This window comes from Streptococcus mitis, from assembly GCF_003942865.1.
GTDB lineage: Bacteria > Bacillota > Bacilli > Lactobacillales > Streptococcaceae > Streptococcus > Streptococcus mitis_BI.
The window spans coordinates 82,264-99,811 of sequence record NZ_RJNZ01000002.1; the positions used below are offsets into that span (position 1 = coordinate 82,264).

The following is a 17,548-nucleotide window of genomic DNA, read 5'->3' on the forward strand; positions in this document are numbered from 1 at the left end:
CTTTTGCTCAGAAAAATGATTATAAATACTTGCCTTCTACCGAATACCTGAGTTATACTAGTTTTAATTACCTGTTTTTATCATTCAAAATATCAAGGAGGGGATATGAAATATAGAAAATTTCAATTATTGATGTCCAAGTATGGCTTTAGTCTTTCGATTATGCTGCTTGAACTTTCTCTTGTTTTTGGTCTCTTTCTCTATTTAGGGCGTATGGCCCCTATTCTTTGGGTTATTCTCTTAATCTTTATGAGTATGGCGACTATTGTCGCAATTGTCAATCGTTCCATGGCGCCTGAAAGCAAAGTGATGTGGTTAGTGGTGACTTTTGTTCCTGTCATTGGCCCCTTGCTCTATCTGATGTTTGGTGAAAGACGATTATCCAAAAAAGAAATCAAGCAGTTGGACAAACTTGGTTCCATGCATTTTCGGGAGGATAACAGTAAAGCTCTCCGCCAGAAATTGAAGGAAGATGATAAGGCAGCTTACGGAGTTATCAAATCTTTGTTAAGTATGGATAGCAATGCCGATGTCTATAATCGAACAGACTCACAATTCTTTTCTTCGGGTGAAAGCATGTGGCAATATATGTTGGAAGATCTCAAGAAAGCTGAGAAATTTATCTTTCTGGAGTACTATATTGTCGAAGAAGGTCTGATGTGGAATAGCATACTGGACATACTAGAGTACAAGGCAGCTCAGGGTGTAGAGATCAAGATGCTCTATGATGATATCGGCTGTATGGCGACTTTGCCTGGAGACTATACTATTCAGCTTCGTAGTCGAGGAATTGAAGCCCATAAATTTAACAAGGTGGTTCCTCGCTTGACGGTAGCTTATAATAATCGGGACCATCGTAAAATCCTTGTTATAGATGGTCAGGTAGCTTATACAGGAGGTATTAACTTAGCCGATGAGTATATCAACCATGTAGAACGCTTTGGTTATTGGAAGGATAGTGGGATTCGCATAGATGGTCCTGGTGTCAAGGCTCTAACCCGTCTCTTTTTGATGACTTGGTACATCAATCGTGGGGAAATTAGTGATTTCGATCAATATCACCTTGAGAATCAACCGAGAGATGGTCAAGGTTTTTGTATACCATATAGTAGCGGACCTAAACCCATTTACCGAGCTCAGGTGGGAAAAACTGTTTATCAGAATCTCATCAATCAGGCGACAGATTATATCTATATTACGACCCCTTATCTTATCATTGACTATGATTTGACTGAAAGTATTAAGAATGCTTCTCTGCGAGGGGTAGATGTGCGAATTGTTACACCTTATATTCCAGATAAGAAAGTAATCCAATTAGTTACTAGAGGAGCGTACTTGGATCTGCTTTCGGCAGGAGTCCGCATTTACGAATACAGTCCCGGTTTCCTTCACAGTAAACAAATGATCGTTGATGGCGAGGTAGCAACCGTTGGGACTATCAATTTTGATTATCGTAGTCTGGTTCATCACTATGAAAATGCAGTGTTGTTATATCGAACCCAATCAATTCTGGATATTGCGGAGGATTTTAGAGGAATTTTCCAAGTTTCACGAGAAATCAATTCCTACACCATTAAACCAAAGTGGTATCAAACTCTTATCAAAGAAATTGTCCAGTTATTTGCACCCATGCTTTAAAAACAAAAAGATTTGACCTTGAGTTAAATCTTTTTTATATGGTTAAGAGAGACTTTCAATTCGGGAGGCTAGATTGTTTTTGTAGCATCAAACGAATCGCTATTCTAGATAGGATATAAGGTAAATATCAATCCCGGGCTGACATTCCGGTAAGATTTTGATATACTAAAACAGATAAACTTGGAGGAAAAACGAATGAATGTATATGGAAAAAAAGATGAGAGCTATGAAGAATCTCGTTACCCAGATTGGACATTACCAGAAAAAAAGGAAACTCTGCTTCCGCTTTTTAGTATTTTGATTGGAAGCTTGATTGCAACAGTGATTTCTGTTGTCCTACCTTTTATTTTTGATTTAATGAGCCCTCAACAGACTCAGGACCTTTATATTGGATGGGCCTTGCATCAAACTGGTCAGATTTATACAGACTACTTTGGGACTAATGGCTTGCTTTATTATTTAGTAGCTTATCTTTTGAAAGGGAGTGTTTTAATTTCTCTTGTGGAATGGTTGGCTCTGTTTGGGGCAGGTATTTTCCTTTTTAAAGCAGCAGATACTCTTACCGACCAGAGTGAGCAGGCCAAGCAAGTTGTGTTTGTATTTTATCTCCTCGTTGCAGGACTTGGTTTTGGTGGAGGTTATGCCCTTTTCCTAGCATTACCATTTTTATTTTACTCTTTGCACATTGTGACGCAGTATTTGTCTTATCCGGATAGTGATAAAGGATTTTTGCGACTTGGAATGAGTTTTGCTCTAGCATTCTTCCTTGCTCCATTGCCTACAGCTTTATTTGTAGCTACGATTGCCTTGGCATTGCTCGGTTTTAATGTGGTGGAGCATCGCTTTGTTCATGGATTGTATCAATTTTTTGCAGCTGCTCTTGGATTTTCTCTTGTCTTTTATCCTTTAGGTTATTTTACGGTCTTGCAAGGAAGTTTTGGTGATGCGATTAGTCAAACTTTTTCCCCCTTAAATGCAGTGAGTCTGTTTGCAAATAATCTTTTGGTTGAAAATGCAGTTTTCTACGGATTGCTTGCTATTGGGGTTGGTTCTCTCACTCTCCTCTTTAAGGGCTTATTCCAATTAAAACCAGCCAAGCAATATTCATTATCACTTGTTGCTAGCTTAGGCTTGCTGCTTGTGTTATCTATGTTGATTTTATCTAAAGAGTCAGCGTATGGTTCACGTTTAGTCCTGCTGATTCCATTCTTGATATTACTTCTTATAACAGAAATTAAGGGTAAGGATAGAGTGAAGCGTCGTCGGAGAAATGATGGCGATGGTTCTTTCCTAAAAAGTAATTTATACTTACCGCTTGTTGCAATAGCTTATTTATTGCTTCTACCAGTTTTGAGTCGTTATGTTTTTCATCCATCAGCATATCAAGAAAGAGCCCGTCTTGCGAGTGTCGTCAAAAAGGAAACGACTGTTGAAGATCGTGTATATGCATGGGATAACCGTCCCGAGTTTTATCTAGAAAGTGAACGTCTAGCACCAAGTTCTTTATTGATCCCAACTCTCTATACGGCAAGCGATGAGAATAAAATCAAGCTTATGAATGACCTGAATGAGAATCAACCGAAGATGATTATGGTTAATCAACAGGTGGCTTTGTGGTCAGATGTAGAGACTTTGCTTAGTGAAAAATATGAACTTGTTAAGACGGATACGAACGAATTCAAACTATATAAATCAAAATAATCAAATCAATATCTTGTGTGTTTTTTAAAATTTTAGGATTTTTAACACAAGATATTGATTTTTCTTTTTAGAGTGGTATAATACTTTTTATAAAGAACATTTTAGAAAAGAGCATGCATATGATTGCACTAGAAGAAAAAATTACAATTTTGCCAACTCTCTTCGTCGAGAAACGAGATGGGAGACGTGTTGTATTTGATGTGGACAAGATTGACAAGGCTCTCCACAAGGCGGCTTACAAGGTTATGGATGTGACACCCTTGGTCGAAAAACGCCTAAATGCTCTGACCGAGCGAATTGTCACAGAAATTCATAGTCGCTTTCCAAAGGGGGTTAAGATTTACGAAATTCAAAATATCGTAGAACATGAACTCCTCGAAGCCAAAGAATATGCGCTGGCTGAAGAGTATATCACTTATCGAACACAGAGGGATTTTGAGCGCTCAAAAGCGACGGATATCAACTTTAGTATCCATAAGCTTCTCAACAAAGACCAGGCAGTTGTCAATGAAAATGCTAATAAAGACAGCGATGTCTTTAATACCCAGCGTGATTTGACAGCAGGGATTGTTGGGAAATCAATCGGACTGCAAATGCTTCCTAAGCACGTAGCCAATGCCCACCAAAAAGGGGATATCCACTATCATGATTTGGACTACAGCCCCTATACACCTATGACCAATTGCTGTTTGATTGATTTTAAAGGGATGTTGGAAAATGGTTTTAAGATTGGAAATGCAGAGGTAGAAAGTCCCAAGTCTATCCAGACTGCAACAGCTCAGATTTCTCAAATCATCGCCAATGTTGCTTCTAGCCAGTACGGAGGCTGTTCAGCTGACCGTATCGATGAAGTCTTGGCGCCTTATGCAGAGAAGAATTACCAGAAACACCTCAAGGATGCAGAAGAATGGGTCTTGCCTGAAAAACGGGAAGATTATGCTTGGAAGAAAACCCAAAAAGACATCTACGATGCCATGCAATCTCTTGAGTATGAAATCAATACTCTCTTCACTTCAAATGGACAAACCCCCTTTACTTCACTAGGTTTTGGTCTAGGAACTAGTCGTTTTGAGCGAGAAATTCAAAAAGCTATCTTGACCATTCGGATCAAGGGGCTTGGTTCAGAACACCGCACAGCCATCTTCCCTAAACTCATCTTTACGCTTAAAAGAGGCCTTAACTTGGAAGAAGGGACTCCAAACTACGACATCAAGCAGTTGGCCCTCGAGTGCGCAACCAAACGGATGTATCCAGATGTCTTATCTTATGATAAGATTGTTGACTTGACTGGTTCTTTCAAGGTACCTATGGGCTGCCGTTCTTTCCTTCAAGGATGGAAGGATGAGAATGGTGTAGAAGTTAATTCAGGTCGGATGAATCTAGGTGTTGTGACGGTCAATCTTCCTCGCATTGCTCTCGAGTCTGAAGGCGATATGAACAAGTTCTGGGAAATCTTCAACGAGCGTATGAATATCGCTGAAGATGCTCTGGTTTACCGTGTCGAACGTACTAAAGAGGCGACGCCAGCAAATGCTCCTATCCTCTATCAGTACGGTGCTTTTGGCCATCGTCTAAGTAAAGAAGAAAGTGTTGACCAGCTCTTCAAGAATCGTCGAGCAACAGTTTCGCTAGGCTATATCGGTTTGTACGAGGTGGCTACTGTCTTCTTTGGAAATAGCTGGGAACACAATCCAGAAGCCAAGGAATTTACGCTGGATATCATTCGTGATATGAAACGTCGGGTAGAAGAGTGGTCAGACCAATATGGTTACCATTTCTCTATCTACTCAACACCGTCTGAAAGTTTGACAGACCGTTTCTGCCGACTAGATACAGAGAAGTTTGGCTCTATTCCTGATATCACAGACAAGGAATACTACACCAATTCTTTCCACTATGATGTTCGTAAAAATCCAACCCCGTTTGAAAAATTAGACTTTGAGAAAGTCTATCCGGAAGCAGGTGCGTCAGGTGGTTTCATCCATTATTGTGAGTATCCAGTCCTTCAGCAAAATCCAAAGGCTCTGGAAGCTGTTTGGGATTATGCCTATGACCGTGTGGGCTATCTTGGGACCAATACTCCAATAGACCGTTGCTACAAATGTGACTTTGAAGGGGATTTTGAACCAACTGAGAGAGGATTTGCTTGTCCAAACTGTGGAAATAGCGACCCTAAAACAGTAGACGTTGTTAAACGGACTTGTGGCTATTTAGGCAATCCTCAAGCAAGACCTATGGTCAATGGGCGTCACAAGGAAATCGCAGCGCGTGTCAAACATATGAATGGTTCAACGATTAAAATAGCTGGGCATCAAGTAACAAATTAGAAAGAAGTGAAATGGGAAAATATCAATTAGACGATAAGGGGCGTGCACAAGTGACCCGTTATCACGAGAAACACTCTAAAGGTGGAGCTGGTAAAAAAGAACGCTTGCTCAACCTCAGAGAACAATTTTTAAATAAGAATAAGAAGAAATAAAAGTGAGAGTCAGCTCTCGCTTTTCTCTTAGTGGGAGGTAAGGATGGAATTACGCAGACCAAGATTAGCAGATAAGAAAGCTATTATAGACATGATGGAGGAATTTGAAAAATATCAGTCGCCTCACGATGGTGGTTTCTGGGATACAGAGAACTTTGTGTATGAAGAGTGGTTGGAAAGTAATCAGAATCAGGAAATGGGGATTAATTTGCCTGAAGGATGGGTTCCCGCAATTCAGTTAGTAGCTTTTTCTGTGAAAGGTAAAGCAATTGGATTTCTTAATCTCCGGTTGCGTCTCAGTAACTTTTTACTAGAAGAAGGTGGCCACATTGGCTACTCCATTCGTCCATCAGAAAGAGGCAAAGGTTATGCTAAAGAAACTCTCTGTCAGGGCTTGCAAATTGCTAAGGAAAAGAACATTAAGAAAACTCTTGTGACCTGTAGCGTGAATAATCCTGCTAGCAGAGCAGTCATTTTAGCAAATGGTGGGCTCCTTGAGGATGTTCGTGATGGTGTGGAGCGTTATTGGATAGAGGTAGCGAATGAATAATCCAAAACCACAAGAATGGAAAAGCGAGGAACTCAGTCAAGGGCGTATCATTGACTACAAGGCTTTTAACTTTGTGGATGGAGAAGGTGTGCGGAATTCCCTCTATGTATCAGGCTGCATGTTTCACTGTGAGGGGTGCTATAATGTAGCTACCTGGTCCTTCAATGCTGGCATTCCCTATACAGCAGAATTAGAAGAACAGATCATGGCAGACCTTGCCCAGCCCTATGTTCAAGGATTGACCTTGCTGGGAGGGGAACCTTTTCTCAATACTGGCATTCTTTTGCCACTCGTGAAGCGTATTCGGAAAGAATTGCCAGATAAGGATATCTGGTCCTGGACGGGCTATACATGGGAAGAAATGATGTTGGAAACTCCAGATAAACTGGAACTATTGTCGCTAATTGACATCCTTGTCGATGGACGGTATGACCGAACTAAGAGAAATCTCATGCTCCAGTTTCGAGGTTCGTCCAATCAACGCATCATCGATGTGCAAAAATCACTCAAAAGTGGGCAAGTAGTGATTTGGGACAAGCTCAATGATGGAAAAGAAAGCTATGAACAGGTGAAGAGAGAGTGAAGAAAAACGACTTAATGGATCAACTAGTCTCAGAGATCGAGACAGGGAAAATCAGGACACTGGGTATATATGGTCATGGGGCTTCAGGTAAATCAACCTTTGCACAGGAATTGTACCAAACCCTAGATTCTGCAAAGGTAAACTTATTGGAAACCGATCCTTACATTGCTTCAAATCGTCATTTAGTGGTGCCAAAGGAGACTCCAGACCAAAAAGTGACAGCTTGTCTACCGGTGGCACATGAATTGGCAAGTTTGCAGAGAGATATCTTAGCCTTGCAGGCGGGTATGGATGTCTTGACAATTGAAGAGCCTTGGAAGGCTAGTGAGGTCTTGTCTGGAACGAAACCGGTTCTGATTGTCGAAGGGATGTCTATTGGCTTTCTGCCAAAGGAACTCTTTGACAAAACCATCTGTTTCTACACGGATGAGGAGACCGAATTAAAAAGGCGCCTAGCTCGAGATACGACTGTGAGAAATCGCGATGCTTCCTTTATATTGGCAAGCCATCAGATGAGACGGGAGCAGTATCTGCGATACTATAAAGAAACTGAGTCTAAGGCGAATATCTTAGTGGACCAATCAGAAGGTAAATTTGAGCTCAATAGGATTCAACTTATATAGAAGAACTCCGTAATTTTAACAAGAAAAAATAGGAAAACAGTTTCATTGTAAAAAAACGAAAAAACAGCAACAAATCCCTTGCAATCGCAGGGGCTTTGTGTTATTCTATTATGGTGCTGTAAATTACAGCCTTAGCTTTGATGCAAGAGGTTGCGACACGCTCGGTTGCATTGCCACGCAACACCGCGTCGGTTTTCTTGTGGAGCTAGCCTATTATCTTAAATAGACGAAAAGGAGAAAAAGATGGCAAACAAAAAAATCCGTATCCGTTTGAAAGCTTACGAACACCGTACGCTTGACACAGCGGCTGCAAAAATCGTAGAATCAGCTACTCGTACAGGTGCACAAGTTGCGGGTCCAATCCCACTTCCAACTGAACGTAGCCTCTACACAATCATTCGTGCGACTCACAAATATAAAGACTCTCGCGAACAATTTGAAATGCGTACACACAAACGTTTGATCGATATCGTTAACCCAACTCAAAAAACAGTTGATGCTTTGATGAAATTGGATCTTCCAAGTGGTGTAAACGTAGAAATCAAACTTTAATCTAAAGCTTGATACCTTGAGCATAAAAAACGCTCGTTAAAAACTTTTTGAATAAAAAATATAGAAAAGGAACTATTTTCTCATGACAAAAGGAATCTTAGGGAAAAAAGTGGGAATGACTCAAATCTTCACTGAAGCTGGCGAATTGATCCCTGTAACAGTTATTGAAGCAACTCCAAACGTTGTTCTTCAAGTTAAAACTGTTGAAACAGACGGATACAACGCTATCCAAGTTGGTTTCGATGACAAACGCGAAGTATTGAGCAACAAACCTGCTAAAGGACATGTAGCGAAAGCTAACACGGCTCCTAAGCGCTTCATTCGTGAATTCAAAAACGTTGAAGGCTTGGAAGTTGGTGCTGAAATCACAGTTGAAACATTCGCAGCTGGAGACGTTGTTGACGTAACTGGTACTTCTAAAGGTAAAGGTTTCCAAGGTGTTATCAAACGCCACGGACAATCACGTGGACCAATGGCTCACGGTTCTCGTTACCACCGTCGTCCAGGTTCTATGGGACCTGTTGCACCTAACCGCGTATTCAAAGGTAAAAACCTTGCAGGACGTATGGGTGGCGACCGCGTAACAATTCAAAACCTTGAAGTTGTACAAGTTGTTCCAGAAAAGAACGTTATCCTTATCAAAGGTAACGTACCAGGTGCTAAGAAATCTCTTATCACTATCAAGTCAGCAGTTAAAGCTGGTAAATAATAAGGAAAGGGGAATACAGTCAAAATGGCAAATGTAACATTATTCGACCAAACTGGTAAACAAGCGGGCGAAGTTGTTCTTAATGATGCAATCTTTGGCATCGAACCAAATGAATCTGTTGTGTTTGATGTGATCATCAGCCAACGTGCTAGCCTTCGTCAAGGAACTCACGCAGTTAAAAACCGCTCAGCTGTTTCAGGTGGCGGACGCAAACCATGGCGTCAAAAAGGAACTGGACGTGCTCGTCAAGGTTCTATCCGCTCTCCACAATGGCGTGGTGGTGGAATCGTCTTCGGACCAACTCCACGTAGCTATGCGTACAAACTTCCTCAAAAAGTTCGTCGCCTTGCGCTTAAATCTGTTTACTCAGAAAAAGTTGCTGAAAATAAATTTGTAGCCGTTGATTCTCTTGAATTTACAGCTCCAAAAACTGCTGAATTTGCAAAAGTTCTTGCAGCTTTGAGCATCGATTCTAAAGTCCTTGTTATTCTTGAAGAAGGAAACGAATTCGCAGCTCTCTCAGCTCGTAACCTTCCAAACGTGAAAGTTGCGACTGCTACAACTGCAAGTGTTCTTGACATCGCAAATAGTGACAAACTTCTTGTTACTCAAGCAGCTATCTCTAAAATCGAGGAGGTTCTTGCATAATGAATTTGTATGATGTTATCAAAAAACCTGTAATCACTGAAAGCTCAATGGCTCAACTTGAAGCAGGAAAATATGTATTTGAAGTTGACACTCGTGCACACAAACTTTTGATCAAGCAAGCTGTTGAAGCTGCTTTCGAAGGTGTTAAAGTTGCCAACGTTAACACAATCAACGTAAAACCAAAAGCTAAACGTGTTGGACGTTACACTGGTTTTACTAACAAAACTAAAAAAGCTATCATCACACTTACAGCTGATTCAAAAGCAATCGAGTTGTTTGCTGCTGAAGCTGAATAATCTAAGGAGGAAATATCGTGGGAATTCGTGTTTATAAACCAACAACAAACGGTCGCCGTAATATGACTTCTTTGGATTTCGCTGAAATCACAACAAGCACTCCTGAAAAATCATTGCTTGTTGCATTGAAGAGCAAGGCTGGTCGTAACAACAACGGTCGTATCACAGTTCGTCACCAAGGTGGTGGACACAAACGTTTCTACCGCTTGGTTGACTTCAAACGTAACAAAGACAACGTTGAAGCAGTTGTTAAAACAATCGAGTACGATCCAAACCGTTCTGCAAACATCGCTCTTGTACACTACACTGACGGTGTGAAAGCATACATCATCGCTCCAAAAGGTCTTGAAGTAGGTCAACGTATCGTTTCAGGTCCAGAAGCAGATATCAAAGTCGGAAACGCTCTTCCACTTGCTAACATCCCAGTTGGTACTTTGATCCACAACATCGAGTTGAAACCAGGTCGTGGTGGTGAATTGGTACGTGCTGCTGGAGCATCTGCTCAAGTATTGGGTTCTGAAGGTAAATACGTTCTTGTTCGTCTTCAATCAGGTGAAGTTCGTATGATTCTTGGAACTTGTCGTGCTACAGTTGGTGTTGTCGGAAACGAACAACATGGACTTGTAAACCTTGGTAAAGCAGGACGTAGCCGTTGGAAAGGTATCCGCCCAACAGTTCGTGGTTCTGTAATGAACCCTAACGATCACCCACACGGTGGTGGTGAAGGTAAAGCACCAGTTGGTCGTAAAGCACCATCTACTCCATGGGGCAAACCTGCTCTTGGTCTTAAAACTCGTAACAAGAAAGCGAAATCTGACAAACTTATCGTTCGTCGTCGCAACGAGAAATAATATTAAACTAGTCGCTTAAGTAACTAGTAAATCCGCCAGCTCGGTAGCGCTCCATGTGAGCGCAAGCCGCTGTGGTACAACATTTAAAGGAGAAAATATAAAAATGGGACGCAGTCTTAAAAAAGGACCTTTCGTCGATGAGCATTTGATGAAAAAAGTTGAAGCTCAAGCTAACGACGAAAAGAAAAAAGTTATTAAAACTTGGTCACGTCGTTCAACGATCTTCCCAAGTTTCATTGGTTACACTATCGCAGTTTATGACGGACGTAAACACGTACCTGTTTACATCCAAGAAGACATGGTAGGTCACAAACTTGGTGAATTTGCACCAACTCGTACTTACAAAGGTCACGCTGCAGACGACAAGAAAACACGTAGAAAATAAGGAGAACATAAATGGCAGAAATTACTTCAGCTAAAGCAATGGCTCGTACAGTACGTGTTTCACCTCGTAAATCACGTCTTGTTCTTGATAACATCCGTGGTAAAAGCGTAGCCGATGCAATCGCAATCTTGACATTCACTCCAAACAAAGCTGCTGAAATCATCTTGAAAGTTTTGAACTCAGCTGTAGCTAACGCTGAAAACAACTTTGGTTTGGATAAAGCTAACTTGGTAGTATCTGAAGCATTCGCAAACGAAGGACCAACTATGAAACGTTTCCGTCCACGTGCGAAAGGTTCAGCTTCACCAATCAACAAACGTACAGCTCACATCACTGTAGCTGTTGCAGAAAAATAAGGAGGTAAAATCGTGGGTCAAAAAGTACATCCAATTGGTATGCGTGTCGGCATCATCCGTGATTGGGATGCCAAATGGTATGCTGAAAAAGAATACGCGGATTACCTTCATGAAGATCTTGCAATCCGTAAATTCGTTCAAAAAGAACTTGCTGACGCAGCAGTTTCAACTATCGAAATCGAACGCGCAGTAAACAAAGTTAACGTTTCACTTCACACTGCTAAACCAGGTATGGTTATCGGTAAAGGTGGTGCTAACGTTGATGCACTTCGTGCAAAACTTAACAAATTGACTGGAAAACAAGTACACATCAACATCATCGAAATCAAACAACCTGATTTGGATGCTCACCTTGTAGGTGAAGGAATTGCTCGTCAATTGGAGCAACGTGTTGCTTTCCGTCGTGCACAAAAACAAGCAATCCAACGTGCAATGCGTGCTGGAGCTAAAGGAATCAAAACTCAAGTATCAGGTCGTTTGAACGGTGCAGATATCGCCCGTGCTGAAGGATACTCTGAAGGAACTGTTCCACTTCACACACTTCGTGCAGATATCGATTACGCTTGGGAAGAAGCAGATACTACATACGGTAAACTTGGTGTTAAAGTATGGATCTACCGTGGTGAAGTTCTTCCAGCTCGCAAAAACACTAAAGGAGGTAAATAACCAATGTTAGTACCTAAACGTGTTAAACACCGTCGTGAATTCCGTGGAAAAATGCGCGGTGAAGCAAAAGGTGGAAAAGAAGTAGCATTCGGTGAATACGGTCTTCAAGCTACAACTAGCCACTGGATCACTAACCGCCAAATCGAAGCTGCTCGTATCGCCATGACTCGTTACATGAAACGTGGTGGTAAAGTTTGGATTAAAATCTTCCCACACAAATCATACACTGCTAAAGCTATCGGTGTGCGTATGGGATCTGGTAAAGGGGCACCTGAAGGTTGGGTAGCACCAGTCAAACGTGGTAAAGTGATGTTCGAAATCGCTGGTGTATCTGAAGAGATCGCTCGCGAAGCGCTTCGTCTTGCTAGCCACAAATTGCCAGTTAAATGTAAATTCGTAAAACGTGAAGCAGAATAAGGAGAAGGCATGAAACTTAATGAAGTAAAAGAATTTGTTAAAGAACTTCGTGGGCTTTCTCAAGAAGAACTCGCGAAGCGCGAAAACGAATTGAAAAAAGAATTGTTTGAACTTCGTTTCCAAGCTGCTACTGGTCAATTGGAACAAACAGCTCGCTTGAAAGAAGTTAAAAAACAAATCGCTCGTATCAAAACAGTTCAATCTGAAGCGAAATAATAGACTAGGGAAGGAGAAATTTCAATGGAACGCAATAATCGTAAAGTTCTTGTTGGACGTGTTGTATCTGACAAAATGGACAAGACAATCACAGTTGTAGTTGAAACAAAACGTAACCACCCAGTCTATGGTAAACGTATTAACTACTCTAAAAAATACAAAGCTCATGATGAAAACAATGTTGCCAAAGAAGGCGATATCGTACGTATCATGGAAACTCGCCCGCTTTCAGCTACAAAACGTTTCCGTCTTGTAGAAGTTGTTGAAGAAGCGGTCATCATCTAATCAAACCTGAAAGGAGAAAACTGAAATGATTCAAACAGAAACTCGTTTGAAAGTCGCAGACAACAGCGGTGCTCGCGAAATCTTGACTATCAAAGTTCTTGGTGGTTCAGGACGTAAATTTGCAAACATCGGTGATGTTATCGTGGCATCTGTAAAACAAGCTACTCCTGGTGGTGCGGTTAAAAAAGGTGACGTTGTTAAAGCAGTTATCGTTCGTACTAAATCAGGTGCTCGTCGTGCTGATGGTTCATACATCAAATTTGACGAAAACGCAGCAGTTATCATCCGTGAAGACAAAACTCCTCGCGGAACACGTATCTTTGGCCCAGTTGCACGTGAATTGCGTGAAGGTGGCTTCATGAAGATCGTGTCACTTGCTCCAGAAGTACTTTAATTTTTAGAAACAAACTAGTCCCCTGGATTTACCTCCAGGGTGCCCTTATGGGCGTAAGAAAAATCAAGGAGAAACCTAATGTTTGTAAAAAAAGGCGACAAAGTTCGCGTAATCGCTGGTAAAGATAAGGGAACAGAAGCTGTTGTCCTTACTGCCCTTCCAAAAGTAAACAAAGTTATCGTTGAAGGTGTTAACATCGTTAAGAAACACCAACGTCCAACTAACGAGCTTCCTCAAGGTGGTATCATCGAGAAAGAAGCAGCTATCCACGTATCAAACGTTCAAGTATTGGACAAAAATGGTGTAGCTGGTCGTGTTGGTTACAAATTTGTAGACGGTAAAAAAGTTCGCTACAACAAAAAATCAGGCGAAGTGCTTGATTAATCACGAAGGAAAGGAGAAGTATAATGGCAAATCGTTTAAAAGAAAAATATCTTAATGAAGTAGTTCCTGCTTTGACAGAACAATTCAACTACTCATCAGTGATGGCTGTGCCTAAAGTAGATAAGATCGTTTTGAACATGGGTGTTGGTGAAGCTGTATCAAACGCTAAAAGCCTTGAAAAAGCTGCTGAAGAATTGGCACTTATCTCAGGTCAAAAACCACTTATCACTAAAGCTAAAAAATCAATCGCCGGCTTCCGTCTTCGTGAAGGTGTTGCGATCGGTGCAAAAGTTACCCTTCGTGGTGAACGTATGTACGAATTCTTGGATAAATTGGTTTCAGTTTCACTTCCACGTGTACGTGACTTCCACGGTGTTCCAACAAAATCATTTGACGGACGCGGAAACTACACACTTGGTGTGAAAGAACAATTGATCTTCCCAGAAATCAACTTCGATGACGTTGACAAAACTCGTGGTCTTGACATCGTTATCGTAACAACTGCTAACACTGACGAAGAGTCACGTGCATTGCTTACAGGCCTTGGAATGCCTTTTGCAAAATAATATAGGAGGTAAATCTAATGGCTAAAAAATCAATGATTGCTAAGAACAAACGTCCAGCGAAGTTCTCTACTCAAGCTTATACTCGTTGTGAAAAATGTGGTCGTCCACATTCAGTTTACCGCAAATTTAAACTTTGCCGTGTTTGCTTCCGTGAATTAGCTTACAAAGGACAAATTCCTGGTGTAACAAAAGCATCTTGGTAATTCTAGCTTTCAATCCCATCGTGATTCGTCGTTATCTGCTTTTGCCTAACTCAAGTTATGCCTGCAAGCAGATGCCTAGACTCACTTAGGAATTGAAACCTAGAAACATATTCTGAGCCTAGCTCAATCATTAACTAGCAAGTGCAACTTGCAAACTACTAGTAAGAGGAGAAAAACAAAATGGTTATGACTGACCCAATCGCAGACTTCCTAACTCGCATTCGTAACGCTAACCAAGCTAAACACGAAGTACTTGAAGTACCTGCATCAAACATCAAAAAAGGGATTGCTGAAATCCTTAAACGCGAAGGTTTTGTAAAAAATGTTGAAATCATCGAAGATGACAAACAAGGCATCATCCGTGTATTCCTTAAATACGGACCAAACGGTGAAAAAGTTATCACTAACTTGAAACGTGTTTCTAAACCAGGACTTCGTGTCTACAAAAAACGTGAAGACCTTCCAAAAGTTCTTAACGGACTTGGAATTGCTATCCTTTCAACTTCTGAAGGTTTGCTTACTGATAAAGAAGCACGCCAAAAGAATGTTGGTGGAGAAGTTATCGCTTACGTTTGGTAAAATCAAGATACAAAGCTCGTAAAGAACAAAGCAAAATTAGAAAGTTGGAGAAGTTTGTTTACAAACAAGCCAACTTATCTATTTTGCACAGTTCTTAGAGCGTGTTCAGTTCAGCTCTTGAACTAAATAAGTATCTGAACCCCGTGAAAACTGGCCGTTCTGGCCTGACAATTTAACAGGAGAAAATAAACATGTCACGTATTGGTAATAAAGTTATCGTGTTGCCTGCTGGTGTTGAACTCACTAACAATGACAACGTTGTAACTGTAAAAGGACCTAAAGGAGAACTTACTCGTGAGTTCTCAAAAGATATTGAAATCCGTGTGGAAGGTACTGAAGTAACTCTTCACCGTCCAAACGATTCAAAAGAAATGAAAACTATCCACGGAACTACTCGTGCCCTTTTGAACAACATGGTTGTTGGTGTATCAGAAGGATTCAAGAAAGAACTTGAAATGCGCGGAGTTGGTTACCGTGCACAACTTCAAGGATCTAAACTTGTTTTGGCTGTTGGTAAATCTCATCCAGACGAAGTTGAAGCTCCGGAAGGAATTACTTTTGAACTTCCAAACCCAACAACAATCGTTGTTAGCGGAATTTCAAAAGAAGTAGTTGGTCAAACAGCTGCTTACGTACGTAGCCTTCGTTCACCAGAACCATATAAAGGTAAAGGTATCCGTTACGTTGGTGAATTCGTTCGCCGTAAAGAAGGTAAAACAGGTAAATAATGTTGAGTGGCTGATTCTCAACCACCAACCTATTTTCCAACTTTGTGCATAGCACACGATTTAAAACTAAAGAGGTGAAAACTGTGATTTCAAAACCAGATAAAAACAAACTCCGCCAAAAACGCCACCGTCGCGTTCGCGGAAAACTCTCTGGAACTGCTGATCGCCCACGTTTGAACGTATTCCGTTCTAATACAGGCATCTACGCTCAAGTGATTGATGACGTAGCGGGTGTAACGCTCGCAAGTGCTTCAACTCTTGACAAAGAAGTTTCAAAAGGAACTAAAACTGAACAAGCCGTTGCTGTCGGTAAACTCGTTGCAGAACGTGCAAACGCTAAAGGTATTTCAGAAGTGGTGTTCGACCGCGGTGGATATCTATATCACGGACGTGTGAAAGCTTTGGCTGATGCAGCTCGTGAAAACGGATTGAAATTCTAATAGGAGGACACTAGAAAATGGCATTTAAAGACAATGCAGTTGAATTAGAAGAACGCGTAGTTGCTGTCAACCGTGTTACAAAAGTTGTTAAAGGTGGACGTCGTCTTCGTTTCGCAGCTCTTGTTGTTGTTGGTGACCACAACGGTCGCGTAGGATTTGGTACTGGTAAAGCTCAAGAAGTTCCAGAAGCAATCCGTAAAGCAGTAGATGATGCTAAGAAAAACTTGATCGAAGTTCCTATGGTTGGAACAACAATTCCACACGAAGTTCTTTCAGAATTCGGTGGAGCTAAAGTATTGTTGAAACCTGCTGTAGAAGGTTCTGGAGTTGCCGCTGGTGGTGCAGTTCGTGCCGTTGTGGAATTGGCAGGTGTGGCAGATATTACATCTAAATCACTTGGTTCTAACACTCCAATCAACATTGTTCGTGCAACTGTTGAAGGTTTGAAACAATTGAAACGCGCTGAAGAAGTTGCTGCCCTTCGTGGTATTTCAGTTTCTGATTTGGCATAAGAAAGGGGATAAAATGGCTCAAATTAAAATTACTTTGACTAAGTCTCCAATCGGACGCATTCCATCACAACGTAAAACTGTTGTAGCACTTGGACTTGGCAAATTGAACAGCTCTGTTATTAAAGAAGATAACGCTGCTATCCGTGGTATGATCACTGCAGTATCTCACTTGGTAACAGTTGAAGAAGTAAACTAATGAATTTTTAGGGGATGTGCACTATACCATCCCCTAAAACTAGATATAGTCATCTATGATGACGTCGTATAGGCGAGTTGATTGGGGAGACAACCTTTTCTCCCTTATCGGCGCTAGCATTTTACAAAAGAGGAGAAAATAAAAATGAAACTTCATGAATTGAAACCTGCAGAAGGTTCTCGTAAAGTACGTAACCGCGTTGGTCGTGGTACTTCATCAGGTAACGGTAAAACATCTGGTCGTGGTCAAAAAGGTCAAAAAGCACGTAGCGGTGGCGGAGTTCGCCTTGGTTTTGAAGGTGGACAAACTCCATTGTTCCGTCGTCTTCCAAAACGTGGATTCACTAACATCAACGCTAAAGAATACGCAATTGTGAACCTTGACCAATTGAACGTCTTTGAAGATGGTGCTGAAGTTACTCCAGTTGTTCTTATCGAAGCAGGAATTGTTAAAGCTGAAAAATCAGGTATTAAAGTTCTTGGTAACGGTGAGTTGACTAAGAAATTGACTGTGAAAGCAGCTAAATTCTCTAAATCAGCTGAAGAAGCTATCACTGCTAAAGGTGGTTCAGTAGAAGTCATCTAAGAGAGG

28 protein-coding genes are annotated in these 17,548 nt (G+C 41.2%); all 28 read left to right on the forward strand.

What is annotated here, in order from left to right:
• Window positions 1–105: 105 nt before the first annotated feature.
• The 28 genes from cls to rplO all read left to right on the forward strand — a co-directional run bounded on the left by cls (window position 106) and on the right by rplO (window position 17,542).
• Complete coding sequence (gene cls, locus D8845_RS02325; RefSeq protein WP_125452346.1) at window positions 106–1,638, forward strand: cardiolipin synthase; 1,533 nt, start codon at window positions 106–108, stop codon at window positions 1,636–1,638.
• A gap of 195 nt (window positions 1,639–1,833) precedes the next feature.
• A complete protein-coding gene (locus D8845_RS02330) occupies window positions 1,834–3,339 on the forward strand; it encodes a damage-inducible protein CinA (protein ID WP_125452347.1) in 1,506 nt (501 codons plus the stop codon).
• Window positions 3,340–3,458: 119 nt separating this feature from the next.
• Entirely contained in the window at window positions 3,459–5,666 is a 2,208-nt protein-coding gene (nrdD, locus tag D8845_RS02335) for an anaerobic ribonucleoside-triphosphate reductase (protein WP_185757341.1), read from the forward strand.
• Window positions 5,667–5,677: 11 nt separating this feature from the next.
• Window positions 5,678–5,818 carry a hypothetical protein gene (locus tag D8845_RS02340; protein WP_000521618.1) on the forward strand — a complete coding sequence of 47 codons (141 nt, stop codon included), beginning with the start codon at window positions 5,678–5,680 and terminating at the stop codon, window positions 5,816–5,818.
• A 43-nt stretch (window positions 5,819–5,861) separates the two neighbouring features.
• Window positions 5,862–6,368, forward strand: coding sequence for a GNAT family N-acetyltransferase (locus D8845_RS02345; RefSeq protein WP_125452349.1), 507 nt, complete (start codon window positions 5,862–5,864; stop codon window positions 6,366–6,368).
• Window positions 6,361–6,951: an anaerobic ribonucleoside-triphosphate reductase activating protein gene (gene nrdG / locus D8845_RS02350; protein ID WP_001064217.1), complete on the forward strand. Its 591-nt coding sequence runs from the start codon at window positions 6,361–6,363 to the stop codon at window positions 6,949–6,951. The genes D8845_RS02345 and nrdG overlap by 8 nt, the downstream gene beginning before the upstream one ends.
• On the forward strand, window positions 6,948–7,574 hold the full coding sequence (locus D8845_RS02355; protein WP_125452350.1) for a uridine kinase family protein: 627 nt from the start codon (window positions 6,948–6,950) through the stop codon (window positions 7,572–7,574). Before nrdG ends, D8845_RS02355 begins: the two co-directional genes overlap by 4 nt.
• Window positions 7,575–7,817: 243 nt before the next feature.
• Window positions 7,818–8,126 carry a 30S ribosomal protein S10 gene (gene rpsJ, locus D8845_RS02360; RefSeq protein ID WP_001284513.1) on the forward strand — a complete coding sequence of 103 codons (309 nt, stop codon included), beginning with the start codon at window positions 7,818–7,820 and terminating at the stop codon, window positions 8,124–8,126.
• 82 nt (window positions 8,127–8,208) lie between these two features.
• Window positions 8,209–8,835: a 50S ribosomal protein L3 gene (rplC, locus tag D8845_RS02365; protein ID WP_000160197.1), complete on the forward strand. Its 627-nt coding sequence runs from the start codon at window positions 8,209–8,211 to the stop codon at window positions 8,833–8,835.
• Between the two features lie 24 nt (window positions 8,836–8,859).
• On the forward strand, window positions 8,860–9,483 hold the full coding sequence (rplD, locus tag D8845_RS02370) for a 50S ribosomal protein L4 (protein ID WP_000024547.1): 624 nt from the start codon (window positions 8,860–8,862) through the stop codon (window positions 9,481–9,483).
• Window positions 9,483–9,779, forward strand: a complete 297-nt coding sequence (locus D8845_RS02375; protein WP_001055347.1) for a 50S ribosomal protein L23 — start codon at window positions 9,483–9,485, stop codon at window positions 9,777–9,779. Before rplD ends, D8845_RS02375 begins: the two co-directional genes overlap by 1 nt.
• 17 nt (window positions 9,780–9,796) lie before the next feature.
• On the forward strand, window positions 9,797–10,630 hold the full coding sequence (gene rplB / locus D8845_RS02380) for a 50S ribosomal protein L2 (RefSeq protein ID WP_000512911.1): 834 nt from the start codon (window positions 9,797–9,799) through the stop codon (window positions 10,628–10,630).
• 103 nt (window positions 10,631–10,733) lie between these two features.
• The gene (gene rpsS, locus D8845_RS02385) at window positions 10,734–11,015 is read left to right on the forward strand and encodes a 30S ribosomal protein S19 (protein ID WP_000533766.1); all 282 of its coding nucleotides are present in this window, start codon (window positions 10,734–10,736) and stop codon (window positions 11,013–11,015) included.
• 11 nt (window positions 11,016–11,026) lie between these two features.
• Window positions 11,027–11,371, forward strand: a complete 345-nt coding sequence (rplV, locus tag D8845_RS02390) for a 50S ribosomal protein L22 (RefSeq protein ID WP_000818137.1) — start codon at window positions 11,027–11,029, stop codon at window positions 11,369–11,371.
• Window positions 11,372–11,383: 12 nt separating this feature from the next.
• Window positions 11,384–12,037, forward strand: coding sequence for a 30S ribosomal protein S3 (rpsC, locus tag D8845_RS02395; RefSeq protein ID WP_000529936.1), 654 nt, complete (start codon window positions 11,384–11,386; stop codon window positions 12,035–12,037).
• A 3-nt stretch (window positions 12,038–12,040) separates the two neighbouring features.
• A complete protein-coding gene (gene rplP / locus D8845_RS02400) occupies window positions 12,041–12,454 on the forward strand; it encodes a 50S ribosomal protein L16 (protein WP_000960946.1) in 414 nt (137 codons plus the stop codon).
• A gap of 9 nt (window positions 12,455–12,463) precedes the next feature.
• Window positions 12,464–12,670 (forward strand): 50S ribosomal protein L29, encoded by a 207-nt coding sequence (gene rpmC, locus D8845_RS02405; RefSeq protein ID WP_000772918.1) that lies wholly within the window; start codon window positions 12,464–12,466, stop codon window positions 12,668–12,670.
• 24 nt (window positions 12,671–12,694) lie between these two features.
• Entirely contained in the window at window positions 12,695–12,955 is a 261-nt protein-coding gene (gene rpsQ / locus D8845_RS02410) for a 30S ribosomal protein S17 (RefSeq protein ID WP_000440801.1), read from the forward strand.
• A gap of 25 nt (window positions 12,956–12,980) precedes the next feature.
• The gene (gene rplN / locus D8845_RS02415) at window positions 12,981–13,349 is read left to right on the forward strand and encodes a 50S ribosomal protein L14 (RefSeq protein ID WP_000616545.1); all 369 of its coding nucleotides are present in this window, start codon (window positions 12,981–12,983) and stop codon (window positions 13,347–13,349) included.
• A 78-nt stretch (window positions 13,350–13,427) separates the two neighbouring features.
• Window positions 13,428–13,733: a 50S ribosomal protein L24 gene (gene rplX / locus D8845_RS02420; RefSeq protein WP_000497691.1), complete on the forward strand. Its 306-nt coding sequence runs from the start codon at window positions 13,428–13,430 to the stop codon at window positions 13,731–13,733.
• 23 nt (window positions 13,734–13,756) lie between these two features.
• Window positions 13,757–14,299 (forward strand): 50S ribosomal protein L5, encoded by a 543-nt coding sequence (gene rplE, locus D8845_RS02425; protein WP_000013542.1) that lies wholly within the window; start codon window positions 13,757–13,759, stop codon window positions 14,297–14,299.
• Between the two features lie 17 nt (window positions 14,300–14,316).
• The gene (locus D8845_RS02430) at window positions 14,317–14,502 is read left to right on the forward strand and encodes a type Z 30S ribosomal protein S14 (RefSeq protein ID WP_001085697.1); all 186 of its coding nucleotides are present in this window, start codon (window positions 14,317–14,319) and stop codon (window positions 14,500–14,502) included.
• Window positions 14,503–14,682: 180 nt separating this feature from the next.
• A complete protein-coding gene (gene rpsH, locus D8845_RS02435) occupies window positions 14,683–15,081 on the forward strand; it encodes a 30S ribosomal protein S8 (RefSeq protein ID WP_000245504.1) in 399 nt (132 codons plus the stop codon).
• A gap of 191 nt (window positions 15,082–15,272) precedes the next feature.
• Window positions 15,273–15,809 carry a 50S ribosomal protein L6 gene (rplF, locus tag D8845_RS02440; RefSeq protein WP_000086640.1) on the forward strand — a complete coding sequence of 179 codons (537 nt, stop codon included), beginning with the start codon at window positions 15,273–15,275 and terminating at the stop codon, window positions 15,807–15,809.
• A gap of 83 nt (window positions 15,810–15,892) precedes the next feature.
• The gene (gene rplR / locus D8845_RS02445) at window positions 15,893–16,249 is read left to right on the forward strand and encodes a 50S ribosomal protein L18 (protein ID WP_000624044.1); all 357 of its coding nucleotides are present in this window, start codon (window positions 15,893–15,895) and stop codon (window positions 16,247–16,249) included.
• 17 nt (window positions 16,250–16,266) lie between these two features.
• Window positions 16,267–16,761 carry a 30S ribosomal protein S5 gene (gene rpsE, locus D8845_RS02450; protein WP_000874202.1) on the forward strand — a complete coding sequence of 165 codons (495 nt, stop codon included), beginning with the start codon at window positions 16,267–16,269 and terminating at the stop codon, window positions 16,759–16,761.
• Between the two features lie 13 nt (window positions 16,762–16,774).
• Window positions 16,775–16,957, forward strand: a complete 183-nt coding sequence (rpmD, locus tag D8845_RS02455; protein ID WP_000057241.1) for a 50S ribosomal protein L30 — start codon at window positions 16,775–16,777, stop codon at window positions 16,955–16,957.
• 144 nt (window positions 16,958–17,101) lie between these two features.
• Window positions 17,102–17,542 carry a 50S ribosomal protein L15 gene (gene rplO / locus D8845_RS02460; protein WP_000766088.1) on the forward strand — a complete coding sequence of 147 codons (441 nt, stop codon included), beginning with the start codon at window positions 17,102–17,104 and terminating at the stop codon, window positions 17,540–17,542.
• Window positions 17,543–17,548 lie beyond the last annotated feature (6 nt).

Coding starts and splice junctions, on each gene's coding strand:
- nrdD (WP_185757341.1), top strand. CDS start 3,459: ATGATTGCACTAGAAGAAAAAATTACAATTTTGCCAACTCTCTTCGTC.
- rplV (WP_000818137.1), top strand. CDS start 11,027: ATGGCAGAAATTACTTCAGCTAAAGCAATGGCTCGTACAGTACGTGTT.
- cls (WP_125452346.1), top strand. CDS start 106: ATGAAATATAGAAAATTTCAATTATTGATGTCCAAGTATGGCTTTAGT.
- rplE (WP_000013542.1), top strand. CDS start 13,757: ATGGCAAATCGTTTAAAAGAAAAATATCTTAATGAAGTAGTTCCTGCT.
- D8845_RS02345 (WP_125452349.1), top strand. CDS start 5,862: ATGGAATTACGCAGACCAAGATTAGCAGATAAGAAAGCTATTATAGAC.
- rpsS (WP_000533766.1), top strand. CDS start 10,734: ATGGGACGCAGTCTTAAAAAAGGACCTTTCGTCGATGAGCATTTGATG.
- rplN (WP_000616545.1), top strand. CDS start 12,981: ATGATTCAAACAGAAACTCGTTTGAAAGTCGCAGACAACAGCGGTGCT.
- rpsQ (WP_000440801.1), top strand. CDS start 12,695: ATGGAACGCAATAATCGTAAAGTTCTTGTTGGACGTGTTGTATCTGAC.
- rpsE (WP_000874202.1), top strand. CDS start 16,267: ATGGCATTTAAAGACAATGCAGTTGAATTAGAAGAACGCGTAGTTGCT.
- rplX (WP_000497691.1), top strand. CDS start 13,428: ATGTTTGTAAAAAAAGGCGACAAAGTTCGCGTAATCGCTGGTAAAGAT.
- rpsH (WP_000245504.1), top strand. CDS start 14,683: ATGGTTATGACTGACCCAATCGCAGACTTCCTAACTCGCATTCGTAAC.
- D8845_RS02340 (WP_000521618.1), top strand. CDS start 5,678: ATGGGAAAATATCAATTAGACGATAAGGGGCGTGCACAAGTGACCCGT.
- rplD (WP_000024547.1), top strand. CDS start 8,860: ATGGCAAATGTAACATTATTCGACCAAACTGGTAAACAAGCGGGCGAA.
- D8845_RS02375 (WP_001055347.1), top strand. CDS start 9,483: ATGAATTTGTATGATGTTATCAAAAAACCTGTAATCACTGAAAGCTCA.
- D8845_RS02430 (WP_001085697.1), top strand. CDS start 14,317: ATGGCTAAAAAATCAATGATTGCTAAGAACAAACGTCCAGCGAAGTTC.
- rplP (WP_000960946.1), top strand. CDS start 12,041: ATGTTAGTACCTAAACGTGTTAAACACCGTCGTGAATTCCGTGGAAAA.
- rplF (WP_000086640.1), top strand. CDS start 15,273: ATGTCACGTATTGGTAATAAAGTTATCGTGTTGCCTGCTGGTGTTGAA.
- D8845_RS02330 (WP_125452347.1), top strand. CDS start 1,834: ATGAATGTATATGGAAAAAAAGATGAGAGCTATGAAGAATCTCGTTAC.
- nrdG (WP_001064217.1), top strand. CDS start 6,361: ATGAATAATCCAAAACCACAAGAATGGAAAAGCGAGGAACTCAGTCAA.
- rpmC (WP_000772918.1), top strand. CDS start 12,464: ATGAAACTTAATGAAGTAAAAGAATTTGTTAAAGAACTTCGTGGGCTT.
- rplO (WP_000766088.1), top strand. CDS start 17,102: ATGAAACTTCATGAATTGAAACCTGCAGAAGGTTCTCGTAAAGTACGT.
- rpmD (WP_000057241.1), top strand. CDS start 16,775: ATGGCTCAAATTAAAATTACTTTGACTAAGTCTCCAATCGGACGCATT.
- rpsJ (WP_001284513.1), top strand. CDS start 7,818: ATGGCAAACAAAAAAATCCGTATCCGTTTGAAAGCTTACGAACACCGT.
- rplC (WP_000160197.1), top strand. CDS start 8,209: ATGACAAAAGGAATCTTAGGGAAAAAAGTGGGAATGACTCAAATCTTC.